Origin of the sequence: Endozoicomonas sp. ISHI1, from assembly GCF_024606225.1 — a bacterium.
In the GTDB taxonomy this organism is placed as follows: Bacteria; Pseudomonadota; Gammaproteobacteria; order Pseudomonadales; family Endozoicomonadaceae; genus Endozoicomonas_A.
This window is the reverse complement of sequence record NZ_JAGRPU010000064.1, coordinates 1-18,762: the sequence shown is the minus strand read 5'-3', so window position 1 is coordinate 18,762 and position 18,762 is coordinate 1. Positions and strand designations below refer to the sequence as shown.

3 protein-coding genes are annotated in these 18,762 nt (G+C 49.8%); all 3 read right to left on the bottom strand.

Translation table 11 applies throughout. The annotated features are described in order from the left end of the window. A partial coding sequence (locus KBW69_RS22240) for a hypothetical protein (RefSeq protein WP_257282334.1) occupies positions 1 to 2,283 on the bottom strand: 2,283 nt, incomplete at its 3' end. Between the two features lie 152 nt (positions 2,284 to 2,435). After that, entirely contained in the window at positions 2,436 to 10,034 is a 7,599-nt protein-coding gene (locus KBW69_RS22235; RefSeq protein WP_257282333.1) for an AAA family ATPase, read from the bottom strand. A 297-nt stretch (positions 10,035 to 10,331) separates the two neighbouring features. Next, a complete protein-coding gene (locus KBW69_RS22230) occupies positions 10,332 to 18,233 on the bottom strand; it encodes an AAA family ATPase (RefSeq protein WP_257282332.1) in 7,902 nt (2,633 codons plus the stop codon). Positions 18,234 to 18,762 lie beyond the last annotated feature (529 nt).

Below are 18,762 nucleotides of genomic sequence, written 5' to 3'. Positions count from 1 at the left end.
AAAGGCCCGAACCAGTGGCCACAGGTTCTGCTTCACAAACTTTCTGTCCAATCGCGGGGCGCTATTAATGATGGCAGCTAACCGATCCGGGTCTACCGAGGCGGTTTGATTGTGGTCAGGCTTTTTAAGAGCATCCGGCAATAACTGCCAGCAAGCCACTTTCATAAAATCCCGCACTGACGGACTCTGTCGGGTGCCATGGGTGATAACGCTATTGATGGCCTTGCGCCAGTGGCCGGGTAAAAGCTGTGGCGACTGGTCAACCTGCTGTGCCCGGCGGGCAGCCAGTATCAGGTTATTCAGCAGCCCTTCGGTCATTTCAGGCAGAGGGTTACAAAGGTCGGCAGGTACGGTTTTAAAGGCTTTGTAGAGTGAGTGAAGTGCTTGTTCTGGCAGCTCAGTCCGGGGGATATCATATCTTTGGGCATTGATATCCCAGAGATTGACCTCAGTGCAGGGTTTACCCGTGGCAACCATGGAAGTTAATACCGATGACGTGCTCCTCGCAAACTCAGGCCAGAGTATTTTGACATGAGCCTGTGGATAGGCCTGCAACTGGCCATTCACCAACAGAGGTTGACCAACAGCCAGGGGTTCCAGAAGTTGCTGAAGCGTCGGATTACTCTCCAGTCCCCGGAATACCACCGGCCTGCCAGCGGTTAATGCCTTCTGCAATGCACTCTGACGCTGTCCAAAATGGGCCTTTTTTTCTGAGGTGATATGAATATTATCAAATAGCTGGCTGAAGCTGGTCTGTTCATTGACCTGAATGACCAGAGGAGTTTGCGGCTGATTCTTGATCCAACAACTGACCTGGGCGTGTTGCTGATAAGTGACGACATTAAAAACGGCGGGATCTCTGACTTTTTTCTGTGGGCAGGACAGAAAGTGCTTGTCGTTTTCTGTCAATCCCAGGGCCTTCGGCTGACGTTTTGAATCAGCCACCTGAAGTCGGGGCTCCAGGCCAGTCGTCTCGCGAATCGTCTGCAGAGAACCCAGCAAACGAAACCACAGTGCCTCAGTAAGGGGAGAGGTTACGATGACTGTCCCACCCGCCCGAATCTGTTCCAACAGACAGGTGTTAGGGACTGCAAAGCCTTCCGGGGCAATGGCAATCGGGCTCAGCCATTGGGCAATATTACTCTGGTTAATGATGACAGGGTTGCGTGGTGCCTGCTCTTCTTTTTTATCACATGAGTGGGACAGACTTTGGAACAGTGAAGGAAGCTCGTCATTCCCCAACGGCATCCGATAAAACTGAACATTGTCGGGTAACGGACAGACCTTCCCGTTGCTCTCAAAACACTTTTGCGCCAGCATCTGTCGCATGGTCTGTTCAAAGGCCAGATCTTCCCAGTCGGCCCCTTTCAGAATCACCCGTTGTCCGGGCGTCAGTAGCTCAAGCCTGCCGGGTATGTGCTGGATTCGTCCCTGTTGATCCACTCCGGGACCGCCCAGCAATAATTGTCGCCAGTGACTGTGTAAGTGGCAGTCAATAAGAACGGTATTACCGTCATCCATGGCGCTTTCGCCAGAGGAGAGTTCAGCCAACAGCGGATGAACATCGTCGTTCATTGATGGGTCATTGTCGGTCTGTGCGTTGAATTGCCAGGTATTTCCCGGTCGATTAATCCGCCGCCAGAAATCAGCGCCCGGAGCAGCGGCTCCCGGAGTATCGTCATGCTGGCCAACCGCTGCCAACTGTGCAGGGTGTGCCACGACCAGGAGAGAAACATGCTCACCCAGGGGACGTTTCTTTTGGCTGACTTTGTCGTATAGACAGGGATTATCCGGGTCCAGTAGATCGTTAAATTTGGGCAGTTCCTCGCTGGTGAGCTTTCGGATATTGATCACCAGAGTGAGTGGCTTTGAACCTTCAAACAGCTTGCCTGCACGCAGAGTGTGGCGACCATTGTTGGCAATGCTCAACCGGCTTACCAGATTAGCCTGCGAGAGGTCATCGGGGTGGGAAATAAGCGTGACATCGCGTTGTTTATCGTCGGTCTGGGCAACCAAAAGCTGTCGAACCTCATCATCACTGGTGACAAAACGAAAATCGAAGGTATGAGGGGGCTTTTGGAGCGGGGAATCCGTTGAGGATACAGTTCTCGCCTTGCCAGGCATCTTCATCGGAGATGACGATAGATTGAGTTTGGCTGTTACATCAGAGCAGACCTTTGCAATCGGTTCATCCAGCTTTGCTCTGCTGGCTGGAGTGCTATTTTCAGGCATGCCGTTGTTACGAACGGGTTTATTTATTTCTCCACCAATCTGACCATCCATGGTTAATCTCCCTACTGCTATCTGAAGGACTCAATTGAAACTGTTTTATAATTTGACCTTTATGCAGTACGAAAGTTCAATTTTGACAGCAGTTCGTTGCCATGGAAGGAAGTCGCCCATCTCAAAAAAAATTCATCACGAGCAGATGGTTATCATGTATCCAATGAGTCATAAATCGAATTCAAATTCACACTGCTGAAAAACTCTTCGGCAATTTTTGTCAGCTCATTGGTTTTGAGAATCAGAGCGTTTCTGGCGTTATGTGCTTGCCGTAAGTAGCCATCATTAATAGATTCCTGCGACCAGGAAGAGCTCTTGATTAAATACATCATGGCGTACAGCTCTGCTGGTGAGGATGGATCATGAGCGCCAAAGAGGCCACAATTGTCTTCCCCCTCGGCGAAAGCATCGGCCCAACAATAGGTTAAGCGCCCACCTTTCGAATGTGTCATTTCATACAAATAATGAATGAAGACCTGCTGAATCGCTTTCTTGCATTTGTTTTTTATGCCAGTAATCAGAAATTGTTCACTGAATGGTACCTCAAGGGACTTTAGGGTAGGTTCGTACTTGCTTATGATATCAAGCTTTTCTTTCTTACTATCCGTTGCTCTGAGAGCATTTGAGTATCGTTGTTCCATTGCCTCATATTGATTGATTTTTTCCAATATCTGCTTCAAGACCGGGCTGTTCTCAAGTTTTCGTTGAAACAGGGCCTCGGCCTTTTCATTAATCACTTCGCTGTCCAGGGAGGGCTGCCCCAGTATAATCACCGGACGGTGGCTCCCCATGCCCGAGTTGAACTGCGCAAAGGCAGGTTGTTGCGCCAGCAGTCGTTCTATATTCGGAACGCCCTCTGGTTTGTCCGTCCAGGCAATCTCTACGGATGGACTGACAATTTTATTTTCAAGGAATGGCGAATGCCCGTCATGATGATGAGTGATGAAGAAGGCATTCTCTTTTCTCTTCTGGAATTTTTTACAAGGCGACCGCCACCGCCATTGCTGGTTCTTTTTTTTCCCGGACATCAATACCTCATACCACTTTTTCAGACAATGAGTGGCTTTAACGTTCAGTTCATCGACACTTTGCAGACACACCAATAGTTCATGATGTTCAACAGCGTTTATAACGAATCTGCCGTAGGTCGGCACTGGATCCAGCCAACCCGAATCCAGGGCTTCACGGGCAAAGTGAATAATCGAAGGACGGGTCAAATCACTGTTTGCCAGTACGTCCACCATTGAACACAACCACTGGTCAGGGCTTGTTCCGGCCTGATCAATCATTTTTGAATGGAGTGATTTGAGTTTTTCAGTGACCTGATCTTCATCACTGTTGGATAATATTTGTTTGAGTGCCTCCGACATTGGTTTAGGTTGTGATTCCCCGATTGGAATCACTTTGCCGACCAATGTCTTCTCGTCTTCGCCCAATGCCTCTGTTTCCAGCGACTCTAACATTGAGGCGCCCATGGAAAAACTGGTTAGATCTTTTTCCTCCCAGAGGTGCTTTACTGTTTCGAAAGTACTCAGATTATTGTTTGGCAACGCACAGCCAGTCTCAAGGGCATTGTTCAGTTCCTCGAGGCTCATTCCACAGGCTTTAGCCAGAATTTGCTGTTGTGCCAGATCAGCATCTTTCAGGACATTCTTCAGGAGATCCATGGTCTTCTTGAACTCACTGCCAGAACCACTGACCTTCCTGGTGAGCTGGAATTTAGATGTGACTCTGGTTTCCTCGAAAGGCTCTCCGCCCAAATTCACTTTTTCCCAAGTTTGGCCTCTATCCGGGGAACACTCAGCAAAAGTATGGATAGGATTAGCGATTTGCCGACATGGAATGCCAAAATAACGACAAAAAGCAATAAAAACAGGCACACGATGAGTACAGTTACCTTGCCGCTGAGTTACGAGAAACTGAAAGAAATTTTTATTGCGCTCTGGCCTGGCAACACCTGAAAACTTCCGGCAATAGTCCCTGATCGCCTCAATGCGTTGCGTCGTGTTTTTGGCGTCTTTTATTCTCTGCAAAGGCGCTTGTATTTCAGGTGGTTGTTGCTTAATGTTCTCTAACACTCCCTTCAGTACTGTTTTCATACCTTCTGAACAGCGGACGTCAAAACGTGTTGATTGTGCTGGTCCGACTACCTCGTCACATGTTTTTTTGCCTGCTTCTCTGGACTCTGCGACATAAGCAAATTTAATTTTCTGGCTGACTCCCGACTCTGGAACAGAGAGTGTGTGAAGCCCGGTATATCGATCCCTGACCAGAGCAAATGGCAACTCGGGCTCCATGCGCAGGGCTACGATATAGTCGTTGACCGTGAGGCTGGGTAAGTAATATTGACCATTTCTTGATTTCATCTCAAAGGTTGCCAGCGTCTGGTCTTTGGCTAATGTCAATTCCTGATCATGCTCTGGCAACCGGGCAGGTATGAGAACTTCGACCCCTTGCATGTGTTGATCATTGATATTGATACATTTGACATTGCCCTCTGCAGTCACATAAATATCCCCTGTCCACCGCCGGTAATCAGTGGAAGAATAGTTCTGCGTATCAAAAATTATGTGATTGACTCTTTTTGGCTTCTTCCGGTTCTCATAGTCCGTTAAATGACTCAATAACGGAGCCTGTTCCATGTGAACTGCCGGAATGTATTTTTCAGGAGCCTTATCACTACCAATAATCAACGCTTCGTTAACAGGTTGTGGCTCATGGTTCGTCCTCTGAGCTGATGCTGATGCCTCTTTCTCGTGGACTTGTGGCAGATCATGTACAGGAGCCTTATCACCACCAACCGCTGAGGCTTCGTTAATATAATCGTCAACAAAATGGTTCAGCAGATCACTGATCTGATGCCAGAAAGCAGGCCAACACTGAACTTCAGCGGCTTTCCACGCCCTTATCCGCTGATCAGCCGCCTGAAGATAAGACTGGTTAGCTGACATTTTCAACGTCTGTTTCTGTTCTTCCGTCAGGGGGAACACGCTACTGGCGTTTATGCCCGTCCGGCCAAACTTACGAGCAAACCAGTGTTGCTGCCAGTGTCGATACAGTGCCCCGGTGAGAATATCGTCCGACTCATCCGGCTTAAGGGAAAGACCTGCTGCCTGCCACTCCGTTTGAGCCAGTCTCGTGATGATTTCCGTTTTGTTCTGCTTTTTAGTCTGATGAGTGTTAATACAAATTACATGGTTTTTTTCATCAATACTGTTGTGATCATTGTGTCGTATTAACCAGGGTCGATCCATGCCCGATACCATCTGGTTGAGCCATTCGCAAAGCTCAGAATGAACTGCACTTTTATCTATGGCAAGAGCCGGTGACTCTGGCAGTTTCTCCAGCGAGAGGTCAGCTGCCATCAGATAAAGCCGGTAGTGCTGATTGAGGCATTGATGGAGTCCGTCATCGGTAAAATCGCCCTTGTTGAAAACCGCTTTGGCGACATTCTGTAAATCAAGGCTAGTGGGCTGCAACGGCAGGTTTTTCTGCTTCAGGCAAGCCCTCAATTGACAATGTTGCCGGGTCAGTTTTTCAGCCACGATTTTCCCCTGCAGGGTCTGTGGTAATACTTTCTCAGCAATGCTCTGCAACTCTGCCGGGTTATATTGCCGGATGGGCAAATGTCGGAAGCGCCCTTTCAGTGCCGGTGATAGCGGTTTTCGTCCGCTGTACTCAGGCGGGTTGATGGTCGCAAACAGGTGGAAACCCGGATGGGCGTCACCGGCCAGAATATCGTTCAGCTCACCTTCCAGATGCTGGCTGTCGATCAGATTCATTTCCGAAATCACCACGATGCCGCCTTGCACTTTTGCCTTCTGGATCGTTTCACACACTTTCTCCCAGGAACAATCACAGGCATTCAGGAGAAAGACTTCCGGCATGGATTCCCCCCGTTGCTCAGCCTGCTGTTTGACGCTTTCAATTACCAGGTTGAGCGTGGCATCCTTGCCCCGTCCCGCCGGTCCTTCAATCAGTGTCGCCTGACGACCGTCGTGTTTCCTGTTGAGATGATAAGCCTGCTGACAGCGGCTTAAATCCTGCCCAAGCCGTTGCACCAGCTCAATGACTGCCGAGCCGGAGGTATCAAACTCAGGTCGGGTTTGTTCGGTGAATTGCATGAAGGACTGCTGTATATCCTTCAGGTTCTGTGTATGAACTTTGTCGCTCAGGGTGTTGTCCGGTTCGTAACGGGCAGCAAACCAGATGTCCAGTGCTGACAGGGCATCCTGATGCGTCTCGGTGATTTCGGGACTAAGTACATCCCGAAAACTTTGTTGGATCAAACTGTTTATTTGCTTACAGGTAATACTGTCGTTTACAGGTAGGGCACGATCCAGATACCAACCCACCCAACTGCAGATATCTGTTAAATCCCTGGGGGTAAACTCATGCTCGGGCAACAGCTCCTGATAATATTTCCAAAGTGCCATCACACTCCTGGTGGCACTGTGTGCAATGTCGTTTATTTGATGCTCCGGCAGATGCCGTTGCAGCTGATTGATCAGAGCGGGTTCCACCACCCTGTCCCGAAGGAAAGCCAGGTCCAGGCGCGGGTAATAAGCTCTGGGCAGTTTCTCTTTCAGGGCCGGGTCCAGCTGGCGCCCGGCGTAATGATCCGGGTTACCGGTGAGAATCACCCGGTGGTTTGTGCTGACCTTGACAGGATGACCGTTCACATAGATGCAGGGTTGCGGTTCCCACAAGCCGTTCAATGATGCCAGCAATCCGGCCCGTGCCAGGTTAGCCTCATCCAGCATCAGGGTAATGTATTCTCCGTCTTTGTCGGATTCGGTATTGGCCCATTCCATCAATGCCCGGTTTTGCTGTGCCATAGAGCGGTCGCCATCGGTGTGATGTTGCCACTGCCAGCGTTTCATCAGGGTCTGTTCGCTGTCAGAAGGTCCAATGGAAATCACCGAAGCCGGTCCCGAAGCCTTTGCTATTTTGGCGGAAAAGTAACTTTTCCCGGTACCGGTTTCCCCCTGCAGGAAGATAACGGGAGAGTCTGTAAGCCGGTCATGGAGTCGGGATAAACGACGGCTTTCACGATCTTTCTGACTCATCTCGCCATGATAAAGATCCCGGGCCAGAGCTGACAGGGGCTTATCAGCGGAACCCTGCCATTTCAGTGATTCAGACAGTCGAAGTTCTATGTGCTCAGTGCCTGCTGCTTCAGAATTCCCTGTTCTGGCCATGTGAAAACAATCAGTGGCCAAAGCCTGAATAGCATCGGATCGGGTCTGCCCTGATGGCAAGGTTAACTGCCAGCCAGAAGCCAGTGCATCTTGTAAACGTTTGATCAGTCTCGATGGCCTGATGGCTAACGGTGGATATTGCTCTGCTGCCTCCGGATCAACTTCCAACTGATACGTTAAAGCATCTCGTTGCTTTTCAGGCGCGTGGGCAACGATTATGGCACCGAGCTTGTCCAGAATTTCTTTTTCATCCCGATATGGAAATGGATTTTTATAGGACAGTTTTAATCCTTTAGATCCAGAGACCCTGAATACTGTCGGCTCAAAGGCTCTGGCCAGCTGCCACAGGTTCTGCGTCAGAAACTTTCTATCCAATCGCGGGGCGCTATTGATGATAGCCCCTAACTGAACCGGGTCTACCGAGGCGGCCTGATTCTCATCCGGCCTTTTATGGGCATCCGGGAGTAACTGCCAACAAGCCACTTTCATAAAATCCCGCACTGACGGATTCTGCCGGGTGCCATGGGTGATGACGCTATCGATAGCCTTGCGCCAGTGGCGGGGTAAAAGCTGTGGCGACTGGTCAACCTGCTGTGCCCGGCGGGCAGCCAGTATCAGGTTATTCAGCAGCCCTTCGGTCATTTCAGGCAGAGGTTTACAACGGTCGTCAGGTACGGTTTTAAACGCTTCGTAAAGTTCATAGAGTGCTTGTTCTGGCAGCTCAGTCCTGGGGATCTCATGCTTGCAAGCATTGATCTCCCAGAGATCGACCTCAGGACAGGGTTTACCCTTGGCAACCATGGAATTAAATACTGAAGACGGGTTCTTCGCAGACTCAGGCCAGAGCAAGGTGACATTGGCTTTCGGGTAGACCTGCAATTGGCCATTCACCAACAGAGGTTGCCCAACAGCCAGAGGTTCCAGTAGCTCCTGAAGCACTGGATTACTCTCCAGTCCCCGCAATACAACCGGCTTGCCAGAGGTTAATGCCTCCTGCAACTCAGTCTCACGTCGTCCAAAATGCGCCTTTTGTTCCGAGGTGATATAGATATTATCAAATAGCTGGCTAAGGCTGGTCTGGTCATTGATCTGAATGACTAAAGGGTTTTCCGGCTGCTGTTTGAGCCAATGACTTACCTGGGCGTTTTGCTGATACGTGGCGGTCTCAAAGGCGACGTGATCTCTCATTGAGAGCTTATCGTTTTCTGCCAATCCCAGGGCTTTCGGCTGCCGTTTAGTATGGGCCACCCGGAGTCGGGGCTCCAAATCGGTTGTCTCGCGAATCGTCTGCAGTGAACCCAGCAAACGAAACCACAGTGCCTCATTAAGAGGAGAGGTTACAGTGACTTCACCACCCTCCTGAACCTGTTCCATCAGACGGGTGTTGGGGACTGCATAACCTTCCGGGGCAATGGCAATCGGGCTTAGCCATTCTCTGATATTACTCTGGTTAATGATGATCGGGTTTCGTGGTGCCTGCTCTTCTTTTTTATCACATGAGTGGGACAGGGGTTGAAACAGTGAATGAAGCTCGTCCTTCCCTACCGGCATCTGATAAAACTGAACATCGTCGGGTAACGGACAAAGCTTACCATTGCTCTCAAAACACTTTTGCGCCAGCATCTGTCGAACCGTCTGTTCAAAGGCCAGATCCTGCCAGTCGGCCCCTTTCAGAATCACCCGTTGACCGGGCTTCAGTAGCTCAAGCCTGCCGGGTATGTGCTGGATTCGTCCCTGTTCATCTACTCCGGGACCGCCCAGCAGCAACTGTCGCCAGTGACTGTGCAAGTGGCAGTCAATGAGAACGGTATTGCCGTCATCCATGGCGCTTTCAGCAGCGGGGAGTTCAGCCAATACCGGAGGAACATCGACGTCCATCGATGGATCGTTGTCGGTCTGTGCGTTGAATTGCCAGGTATTGTCCGGTCGATTAATTCGCCGCCAGAAGTCAGCACCGGGGGCGTCACCAAGTCGGCCAGCCGATGCCAACTGTGCGGGGTCTGCCACAACCAACAGAGAAACATGCCTGCCCAGAGGACGTTTCTGCTGGCTAACTGTGTCGTACAGGCAGGGATTATCCGGGTCCAGCAGATCATTAAATTTGGGCAGCTCCTCGCTGGTGAGTTTTCGGATATCCATCACCAGAGTGAGTGGCTTTGAACCTTCAAACAGCTTGCCCGAACGCAGAGTATGGCGACCATCGTCGGAAATGCTCAACCGGCTCATCAGGTTGGCCTGTGGGAGGTCATCAGGGTGGGAAATAATAGTGACATCGCGATTTTTATCGCCTGTCTGCTCAACCAAAAGCTGTCGAACCTCATCATCACCGGCGACAAAACGAAAATCGAAGGCATGAGAGGGCTTTTGGAGCGGGGAATCTGTTGACGATACGGTTCTCGCCTTGTCAGGCATCTCCATTGGAGATGACGATAGATTGAGTTTGGCAGTTACTTCAGAGCAGACCTTTGCTCTCTCGGCTGGAATGCCACTATCAGGCACGCTGTTGTTACGAACAGGTTTATTTATTTCTCCACGAATCAGACCATCCATGGTTAATCTCCCTACTGACATCTGAAGGATTCAATTTAAATTGTCAAATAATATGATCTTCAGGTCATACGAAAGTTCAATTTGGATAGTAGTTTGTCGCCATGGGAAGAAGTTTTGGGTGTCTCTCTGTGCAATATCTCGGCGGCCCCACCTAGCAGCCTGTCGGACTTAAGGCTGTCCTACTGCGGTTGCAATAAATTGGTCTAAAAATTCCTGCTTCTTCGTCAAATAGCTCGCTATTCTCCTCAGAAGCAGAAATTTTTATCCTCAATTTCTTGCAATCCTCGCTACGGACGCTTAGGTCCGACAGGCTGCTAGTGAGTCATAAAGTGAATCCAAATTCATGCTGCTTATAAACTCTGCGGCAATTTTTGTCAGCTCGTCGGATTTGAGCACCAGAGCGTTATTGGCGTTGTGTACCTGCCGCAAGTAGTTATTATTAACAGATTCCTGAAACCCGGAAGAGCTACTGATTGCAGACATCATGGCATGCAGCTCTTCTGGTGAGGATGGGTCATGAGCGCCGTAGCTGTGTTTCTCCCCACCTTCTGGTATTTCAGCATCGACCCAGCAATATGTTAAGTAACCGCCTTTCGAATGTGTTACCCCATACAGATAATGGCTGAAGGCCTGCTGAATCGCTTTCCTGCATTTCTCTTTTAAATCATCCACAGTTTTTCTCTCCCCGAATGACAGCCTAAGGGGCTTTAGAGTGGATTCGTAACGGCTTATGGTTGCAGACCTTTTTTTCTCATATTCATTTTCCAAAGCTGGTTTAAGCAAATGATATTCTTCTTTCATAGCTACATTTAGAATATGAATCATGGCTTTGTCGCGATCTCTCAGCAATTCTGTCAGAGCAGCTCCGAGTTGTTTTCTCGTTGTGTACTCTTGATTGATTTGTTCCAATCTGCGCTTCAAGTCTGAGCGGTTCTCAGCGATTCGTTGTAACAGAGTTTCGACCTTTTCATCAAGCAGTGTTCTTAGCCAGAAATCGCCCCAGGAAGGCTGCTCCATGATAATCACCGGACGGTGTTTCGCCGCGCCCGAGATTAACTTCGAAAATGCAGGGTGGCGCACCAGCATTCGCTCTATACTCGGAATGCCCTCAGGTTCGTCCGTCCAGTCGTTCTTTACAGATGAGCTGACGATTTGGCCTTCAAGACATCGCGAAAAACCTTCATGACATTGAGAGACGAGCAAGGCATTATCTTTTCTCTGCTGACGTTTTTTATATGCCCTCTGCCAGGTCACGCAATTTTTTTCTCCGGACAATAATTCCCCATACCACTTTTTCAGGCACTGGCTTGCTGCAACCTTCAATTCATCGACAACTTGCAGACGCATCAATAGCTCATGGAGTTTACGAGCCCCTTTAAAATCGTTTAAACTGTTCGGCACTGGATCCAGCCAATCCGATGCCAGGGCCTTTTTGGCAAATTCAATAACCGGAGGCCTGGTCAGGTCACTGTTTTGCAGAACATTCATTATTGAACTCAACCACTGCAGAGGGCATGCTCCGCCCTGAACAATCATTTTGGAGTGCAATACCCTGAGTTGTTCAGTAACCTGATCTTGATCACTGTTGGACAAGATTTGTTTGACTGCCTCCGACATCGGTCTGGAGGCACGCCGATCGTAGTCTTCCACAACACCGATCAATTCCTTTTCTTTAAAGCCCAATGCCTCGGTCTCCAGCGACTCCAGGATTGAAACGCCCATGGAAAAACCGGCTAAATCTTTTCTCTTCCAAAGGTTCTCTACCATTGCGAAAGGACTTAGATGGGGAATTGGCGATTCACAGCCTGCCTCATGGGCTTCCTTCAGTTCTTCAAGACTTATGCCACAGGCTTCAGCCAGAGTTTGCTGTTGCGCTAAATCAGCGCCCTCCAGAAGACCCCGCAGGAGATCTCCTTGCCTCTTAAACTCAGTGCCAGAACCAGTGAACCTTTTGATGGTCTGGAAGTCAGGCCGAATTTCTGTTACCTCAGCAGGCTCCCCGCCCAAATCTACTAACTTCCAGGTTTGGCCTCCATCCACGGAACACTCTGCAAAGGCATGGGTACGATTAGTCATTTGTCGACATGGAATCCCAAAATAACGACAAAAAGCAATAAAAACAGGCACACGATGACGACAGCTCCCCTGTTGCCGTGTTACGAGGAAACGAAAGAAGTTTTCTCCGGTTTCTGGTATGGCACCACCGGAAAACTTCAGGCAATAGTCACTGATCGCCTTAATGCGTTGCGTCGTGTCTTTGGCTTTCTTTATTCTCAGCAAAGGCGCCTGTATTTCTGATGGTTGCTGGCCAATGTTCGTCAGCACTTCTTCCAGTACTGTTTTCATGCCTTCTGAACAGCGGGCATCAAAACGGTTTGATTCTTTTGACCGGGCTTCTTTTAACCGGGCTTCTTTAGCAGATTTTTCTTTGCCCGGTTTCCGGCGTTCTACAACATAAGTAAATCGAATACTCTGGTTGGCTCTGGCCTCTGGAATAGACAGTGTGTGAAGCCCGGTATACCGGTCCCTGACCAGGGTAAACGGCCAATCGGGTTTCATGCGCAGGGCTACTATATAGTTATCAGGCTCCAGGCTGGGCAAGGCGTAGCGACCATTGTCCGATGTCCAGTCAAAGGTTGCCAGCGTTTGGTTGCTGGCTAATGTCACTGGCTGGTCATGCTCTGGTAACCGGGCAGGTATGATAATTTCGGCCCCCTGCAGGTGTTTATCATTAATACTGATCAGTTGGACTTCGCCCTCAGTAAACACACAAACATCCTCTGCCCACCATCGATACATCCCGGGAGAATAGTGCCTATGTTCGAAAATTACATATTCGTTAAGTTTTGACTTACCCCAGCTCTCATAGTTCGTTATATGGTCCAATGCCGGAGCCTCATTCCCAAGGGCTTCTGGATGGTATTTTTCAGGTGCTTTATCACCGTAAATAGCCATCGCTTTATTAACAGGTTGTAGCTCATGGTTTGCTCTCTGATCCAGTGCCGGAGCCTGTTCTTTGTAAGCTTGTGGAATGTACTTTTCAGTAGCCTCACCGCCGTAAAAAGCCAACGCTTTATTGACGGGTTGTGACTCATGGTTCGTTTTCTGGTCCAATGCCGGAGTTTGTTCCTCGTGGACTTGTGGCATGTCTTCTTCAGGAGTGTTATCACCGACGAAAGCGGATGCTTCGTCGATAAAATCGTCTACCAAATGGTTCGCCAGATCACTGAGCTGATGCCAGAATGCAGGCCACCATTGAACATCATCGGCCTTCCACGCGCTTATCCGCTGGTCAGCCGCCTGAAGATAAGGCTGGTTAGTGGACATTTTCAGCGTTTGTTGCTCTTCTGTCGTCATGGGAAATACACTACCAGAGTCCATGCCGGTACTGCTAAACGTACGATCAAACCAGCACTGTTGCCAGTGTCGGTAAAGTGCCCGGGTGAGAATGTCGTCCGACTCATCCGGCTTCAGGGAAAGACCGGATGCTTGCCATTTGGCCTGAGCCACACCCTTAATGATTTCCGTTTTGGCTTCCTTTTTTGTCAGACCGGTCTTAATACGGATTTCACAGTTTTTTTCATCAACACTGTTGCAATCGCTGCCTCGTATCAACCACGGGCGATTCATTTTCGGTACCGTTTCGTTGAACCATTTGCAAAGTCCGGCATCAAGCTCGCTTTTACCCATGGCAATAGCCGACGACTTTGGCAGTTTATCCAGTGATACATTGGCTGCCATCAGGTAAAGCCGGTAGTGCTGGTTGAGGCATTGGTGAAGGCCGTTTTCAGTAAAATCACCGCCTCTGATGACGGCTCTGGTGACATTCTGTAAATCAAGACTGGTCGGCTGCAACGGCAGTTTTTTCTGTTGCAGGCAAGTCCTCAAACGACAGTGTATATTAGCCAGATCTTCAGCGATTATTTTCCCCTGTGGGGTCTGTGGCAACACTTTCTCAGCAATGGCCTGCAATTCTGCCGGGCTGTACTGCCGGATAGGTAAATGTCGGAAACGCCCTTTCAGCGCCGGTGATAAGGGTTTGCGTCCGCTGTACTCGGGTGGGTTGGTCGTGGCAAACAGGTGGAAGCCCGGATGCGCGTCACCGGCCAATATGTCGTTCAGCTCACCTTCCAGGTGCTGGCTGTCGATCAGATTCATTTCCGAGATGACCACGATGCCGCCATTCACTTTTGCCGTCTGGATTTTTTCACACACTTTGTTCCAGGAGCAATCACAGGCATTCAGGGAAAAGACTTCCGGCATGGATTCTCCCCGCTGCCTGGCCTGCTGTTTGACACTGTCGATCATCAGATTCAGCGTGGCATCTTTACCCCGTCCGGCCGGGCCTTCAACCAGCGTCGCCTGACGGCCGCCGTGTTTTCTGTTGAGATGATAGGCCTGCTGACACCGACTTAAATCCTGTCCGAGCTGTTGCACAAGTTCACTGACTGCCGATCCGGAGGTATCAAAATCAGGTCGGGTTTGTTCGGTGAATGTCATGAAGGGCTGCTGTATATCCTGCAGGTTCTGTGTACGAACTTTGTCGCTCAGGGTGTTGTCCGGTTGGTAACGGGCAGCAAACCAGATTTCCAGTGCTGACAGGGCATCCTGATGGGTTTCAGTGATTTCGGGGCCCAGTACATCCCGAAAACTTTGTTGGATCAAACCGTTTATTTGCTTACTGGTTACACTGTCGTTTACGGGTAGTGAACGATCCAGATACCAACCCACCCAACTACAGATATCCGTTAAATCCCTGGGGGTAAACTCATGTTCCGGCAACAGCTCCTGATAGTATTGCCAGAGTGTCATCACACTCTCAGTAGCATTCCTGGCCATTGTGTTGATTCGAGTGTCTGGCAGATGCCTTTGTAACTGATTGACCAGAGCCGGTTCCACCACTCTGTCTCGAAGAAATGCCTGGTCCAGACGGGGGTAATAAGCTCTGGGCAGTTTTTCTTTCAGGGCCGGGTCCAGTTGACGCCCTGCGTAATGATCCGGGTTGCCAGTGAGAATCACCCGGTGGTTTGTAGTGACCTTGACGGGATGACCATTGACATAGATGCAGGGTTCCGGTTCCCATAGGCCGTTTAATGACGCCAGCAATCCTGTTTTGGCCAGATTGGCTTCATCCAGCACCAGGGTAATGTATTCTTCGTCTTTGTCGTATCGGGTATTGGCCCATTCCATCAGCATCCGGTTTTGCTGTTCCATAGAGCGATCGCCATCGGCGTGTTCTTGCCACTGCCAGCGTTTTATCAGGGTTTGTTCACTATCAGAAGGTCCAAGGGAAATCACTGAAGCCTGTCCTGAAGCCCTTGCCATCTTGGCTGAAAAGTAACTTTTCCCGGTGCCGGTTTCCCCCTGTATGAATATAACGGGAGAGTCCGCAAGCCGGTCATGGAGTCGGGATAATCGACGGCTTTCACGATCCTTCTGACTCATTTCGCCGTGATAAAGATCCCGGGCCAGTAGTGACAAGGGCTTGTCAGCGGAACCCTGCCATGCCAGTGATGCAGACAGTCGATTTTCTATACGTTCAATACGTTTTGCGTCAGAATTCTCTGTTACACATTCTCCCCGGGCAATCTGAAAACAATCGTTGGCCAGAGCGTGAATGGCCTCGGATCGGGTCTGCCCTGACGGTAGGGTTAGCTGCCAGCCAGAAGCCAGTGCATCTTGTAAACGTTTGATCTGTCTTGATGGCCTGATGGCTGACGGTGGACATTGCTCTGTTGCCTCCGGATCGACTTCCAACAGATACGCCACTGCCTGTCGTTGTGCTTCAGGCACATGGGCCATGATCAGGGCGCAGAGCTTGTCCAGAACTTCTTTCGCAGTCCACCGCGAAAATGGCTCTTTATAGGACAGCTGTAATTTTTCATTAAATACAGCCGGGTCAAGGGCTCTGACCAGTGGCCACAGGTTTTGCCTCACAAACGCTCTGTCCAACTGCTGAGCACTGTTGATGATGGCAGTTAACTGATCCGGGTCTACCGAGGCGGTTTGATCCTCATCCGGCTTGCAGTGCACGTCCGGTAAAAAATGCCTGCAAGCCACTTTCATAAAATCACGCACGGTCGGATGCTGTCGTGTGCCATGGGTGATGACGCTATCGATGGCTTTGCGCCAGTGGCGTGGTAAAAGCTGTGGGGACTGGTCAACCTGCTGTGCTTGTCGGGCAGCCAGTATCAGGTTATTCAACAACGCTTCGGTCATTTCAGGCAGAGGGTTACAAAGGTGGTCAGGTACGGTTGTAAACGCTTCATAAAGTTTATCAAGCGCTTGTTCTGGCAGCTCAGTCCTGGAGATATCATGTTTGCGGGCATTAATATCCCAGAGATCGACCTCAGGACAGGGTTTATCCGTGGCAAGCATCGAACGAAATACTGGTGATGGGCTTATCGCAGATTCAGGCCAGAGTAAAGTGACTTGAGCCTGCGGGTAGGCCCGTAATTGGCCATTCACCAACAAAGGCTGTCCAACCACCAGGGGTTCCAGCAGCTGCTGAAGTGTTGGATTACTTTCGAGTCCCAGGAATACCACCGGCCTGCCTGCGGTTAATGCTTTCTGCAACTCACTCTGACGTCGTCCAAAATGGGCCTTTTGTTCTGAGGTGATATGGATATTATCAAATAGCTGACTGAAGCCGGTCTGTTCATTGACCTGGATGACCAGAGGGTCTCCCCGGTGATGACGGATCCAATGACTGGCCTGGACATGTTGCCGATAAGTGACGGCCTCAAAAGAATCGTCATTGCTGGCTTTTTTCTGTAACTGAGGGTTTCTGGACAGAGGTCGCTCGTCGTTTTCTGCTAATCCCAGGGCTTTCGGCTGCTGTCGTGAATGAGCCACCTGGAGTCGAGGCTCCAGACCCGTTGTCTCGCGAATCGTCTGCAGTGAACCCAGCAAACGAAACCAAAGTGCCTCAGTGAGGGGAGACGTTACGGTGACTGTCCCACCCGCTCGAACCTGTTCCAATAGACGGTTGTTAGGCACTGCGTAGCCTTCCTGGGCAATGGCAATCGGGTTCAGCCATTCGCTGATATTACTCTGGTTAATGATGATCGGGTTTCCTGAAGTATCACCAGAATGGGGTAGCGGGTTGGATAAACTTTGAAACAGTGAATGCAGCTCATCCTTCCCTACCGGCATTTGATAAAAATGAACATCGTCGGGTAACTCACAGTTCTTCCCGTTGCTCTCAAAACACTTTTGCGCGAGCATCTGTCGAATCGTCTGTTCAAAGGCCAGATCCTGCCAGTTGGCCCCTTTCAGAATCACCCGTTGTCCGGCCCTCAGACACTCAAGCCTGCCAGGGATGTGCCGGATTCGCCCCTGCTGATCCACTCCGGGGCCGCCCAGCAGCAACTGTCGCCAGTTGCTGTGCAAGTGGCAGTCAATAAGAAGGGTATCATCGTCGTTCATAGTGCCTTCGGCAGAAGGGAGTTCAGCCAATACCGGAGGAAGTGCGTCGATATCCATCGATGGGGCATTGCCGGTCTTTGCATCGAACTGCCAGGTATTGCCCGGTCGATTAATGCGTCGCCAGAAATCAGCCCCGGGGGCATCGCCACCCCCGCCAACCGCTGCCAACTGCGCAGGGTCTGCCAAGACCAGCAGAGAGACATGCCCGCCTAGAGGTCGTTTTTTCTGACTGACTTTGTCGTACAGACAGGGGTTATCCGGGTCCAGCAGATCGTTAAATTTTGGCAGATCTTCGCTGCTGAGTTTGCGGATATCCATCACCAGGGTGAATGGCTTTGAACCTTCAAATAACTTGCCCGGACGCAGAGTGTGGCGACCATCGCCGGAAATACTCAACCGGGTTACCAGGTTGGCCTGTGAGAGGTCATCGGGGTGGGAAATAACAGTGACAGCACAATGTTCATCACAGGTCTGATTAACCAAAAGCTGTCGAACCTCATCATCACTGGCGACAAAACGAAAATTGAAGGCATGAGGGGGCTTATGGAGTGAGGAATTCGTTGAGGATACGGTTCTCGTCTTGTCAGGCATCTTCATCGGAGATGACGACAGCTTGAGTTTGATCGCTACATCAGAGCAGACTTTTGCAATCGTTGAAAGATCATCAAGCTTTGCTCTCTTGGCTGGAATGCCACTATCAGGCACGCTGTTATGAGGCACGCCGTTGTTACGAACGGGTTTGTTTATTCCTCCACCAATTTGACCATCCATGGTTAATCTCCCTACTACATTCTGAAGGACTCAATTGAAACTGCTTAAATAATTTGACCTTCAAATCGTACGAAAGTTTCATTTGGATAGTAGGTCGTTGCCAAAAAAAAATAGGACACCCTAGGGGGCGTTCTTATCCAACCGAACGAACAGATAAAAACATCAGTAACCTGACCGGAAAGACACCTAAAAAATAGAAACAAAAAATAGGACACCCTTATATTTGACAAACAAGCCAGCTCGTCTATTTTTTTCCTGTCGCTGTTATTTAGTTCCGGCAGGAGAGGTTATGACCCGTGCACGAAGTTCTTTGATCGACCCAGGTTCCACGCCTTATTATCACTGTATAGCTCGATGCGTGTAAAAAATAGGATAAAAAAAATAGGACACCCTTATATAAAAAATAGGACACCCTTATATTTGACAAACAAGCCAGCTCGTCTAGTTTTTTCCTGTCGCTGTTATTTAGTTCCGGCAGGAGAGGTTATGACCCGTGCACGAAGTTCTTTGATCGACCCAGGTTCCACGC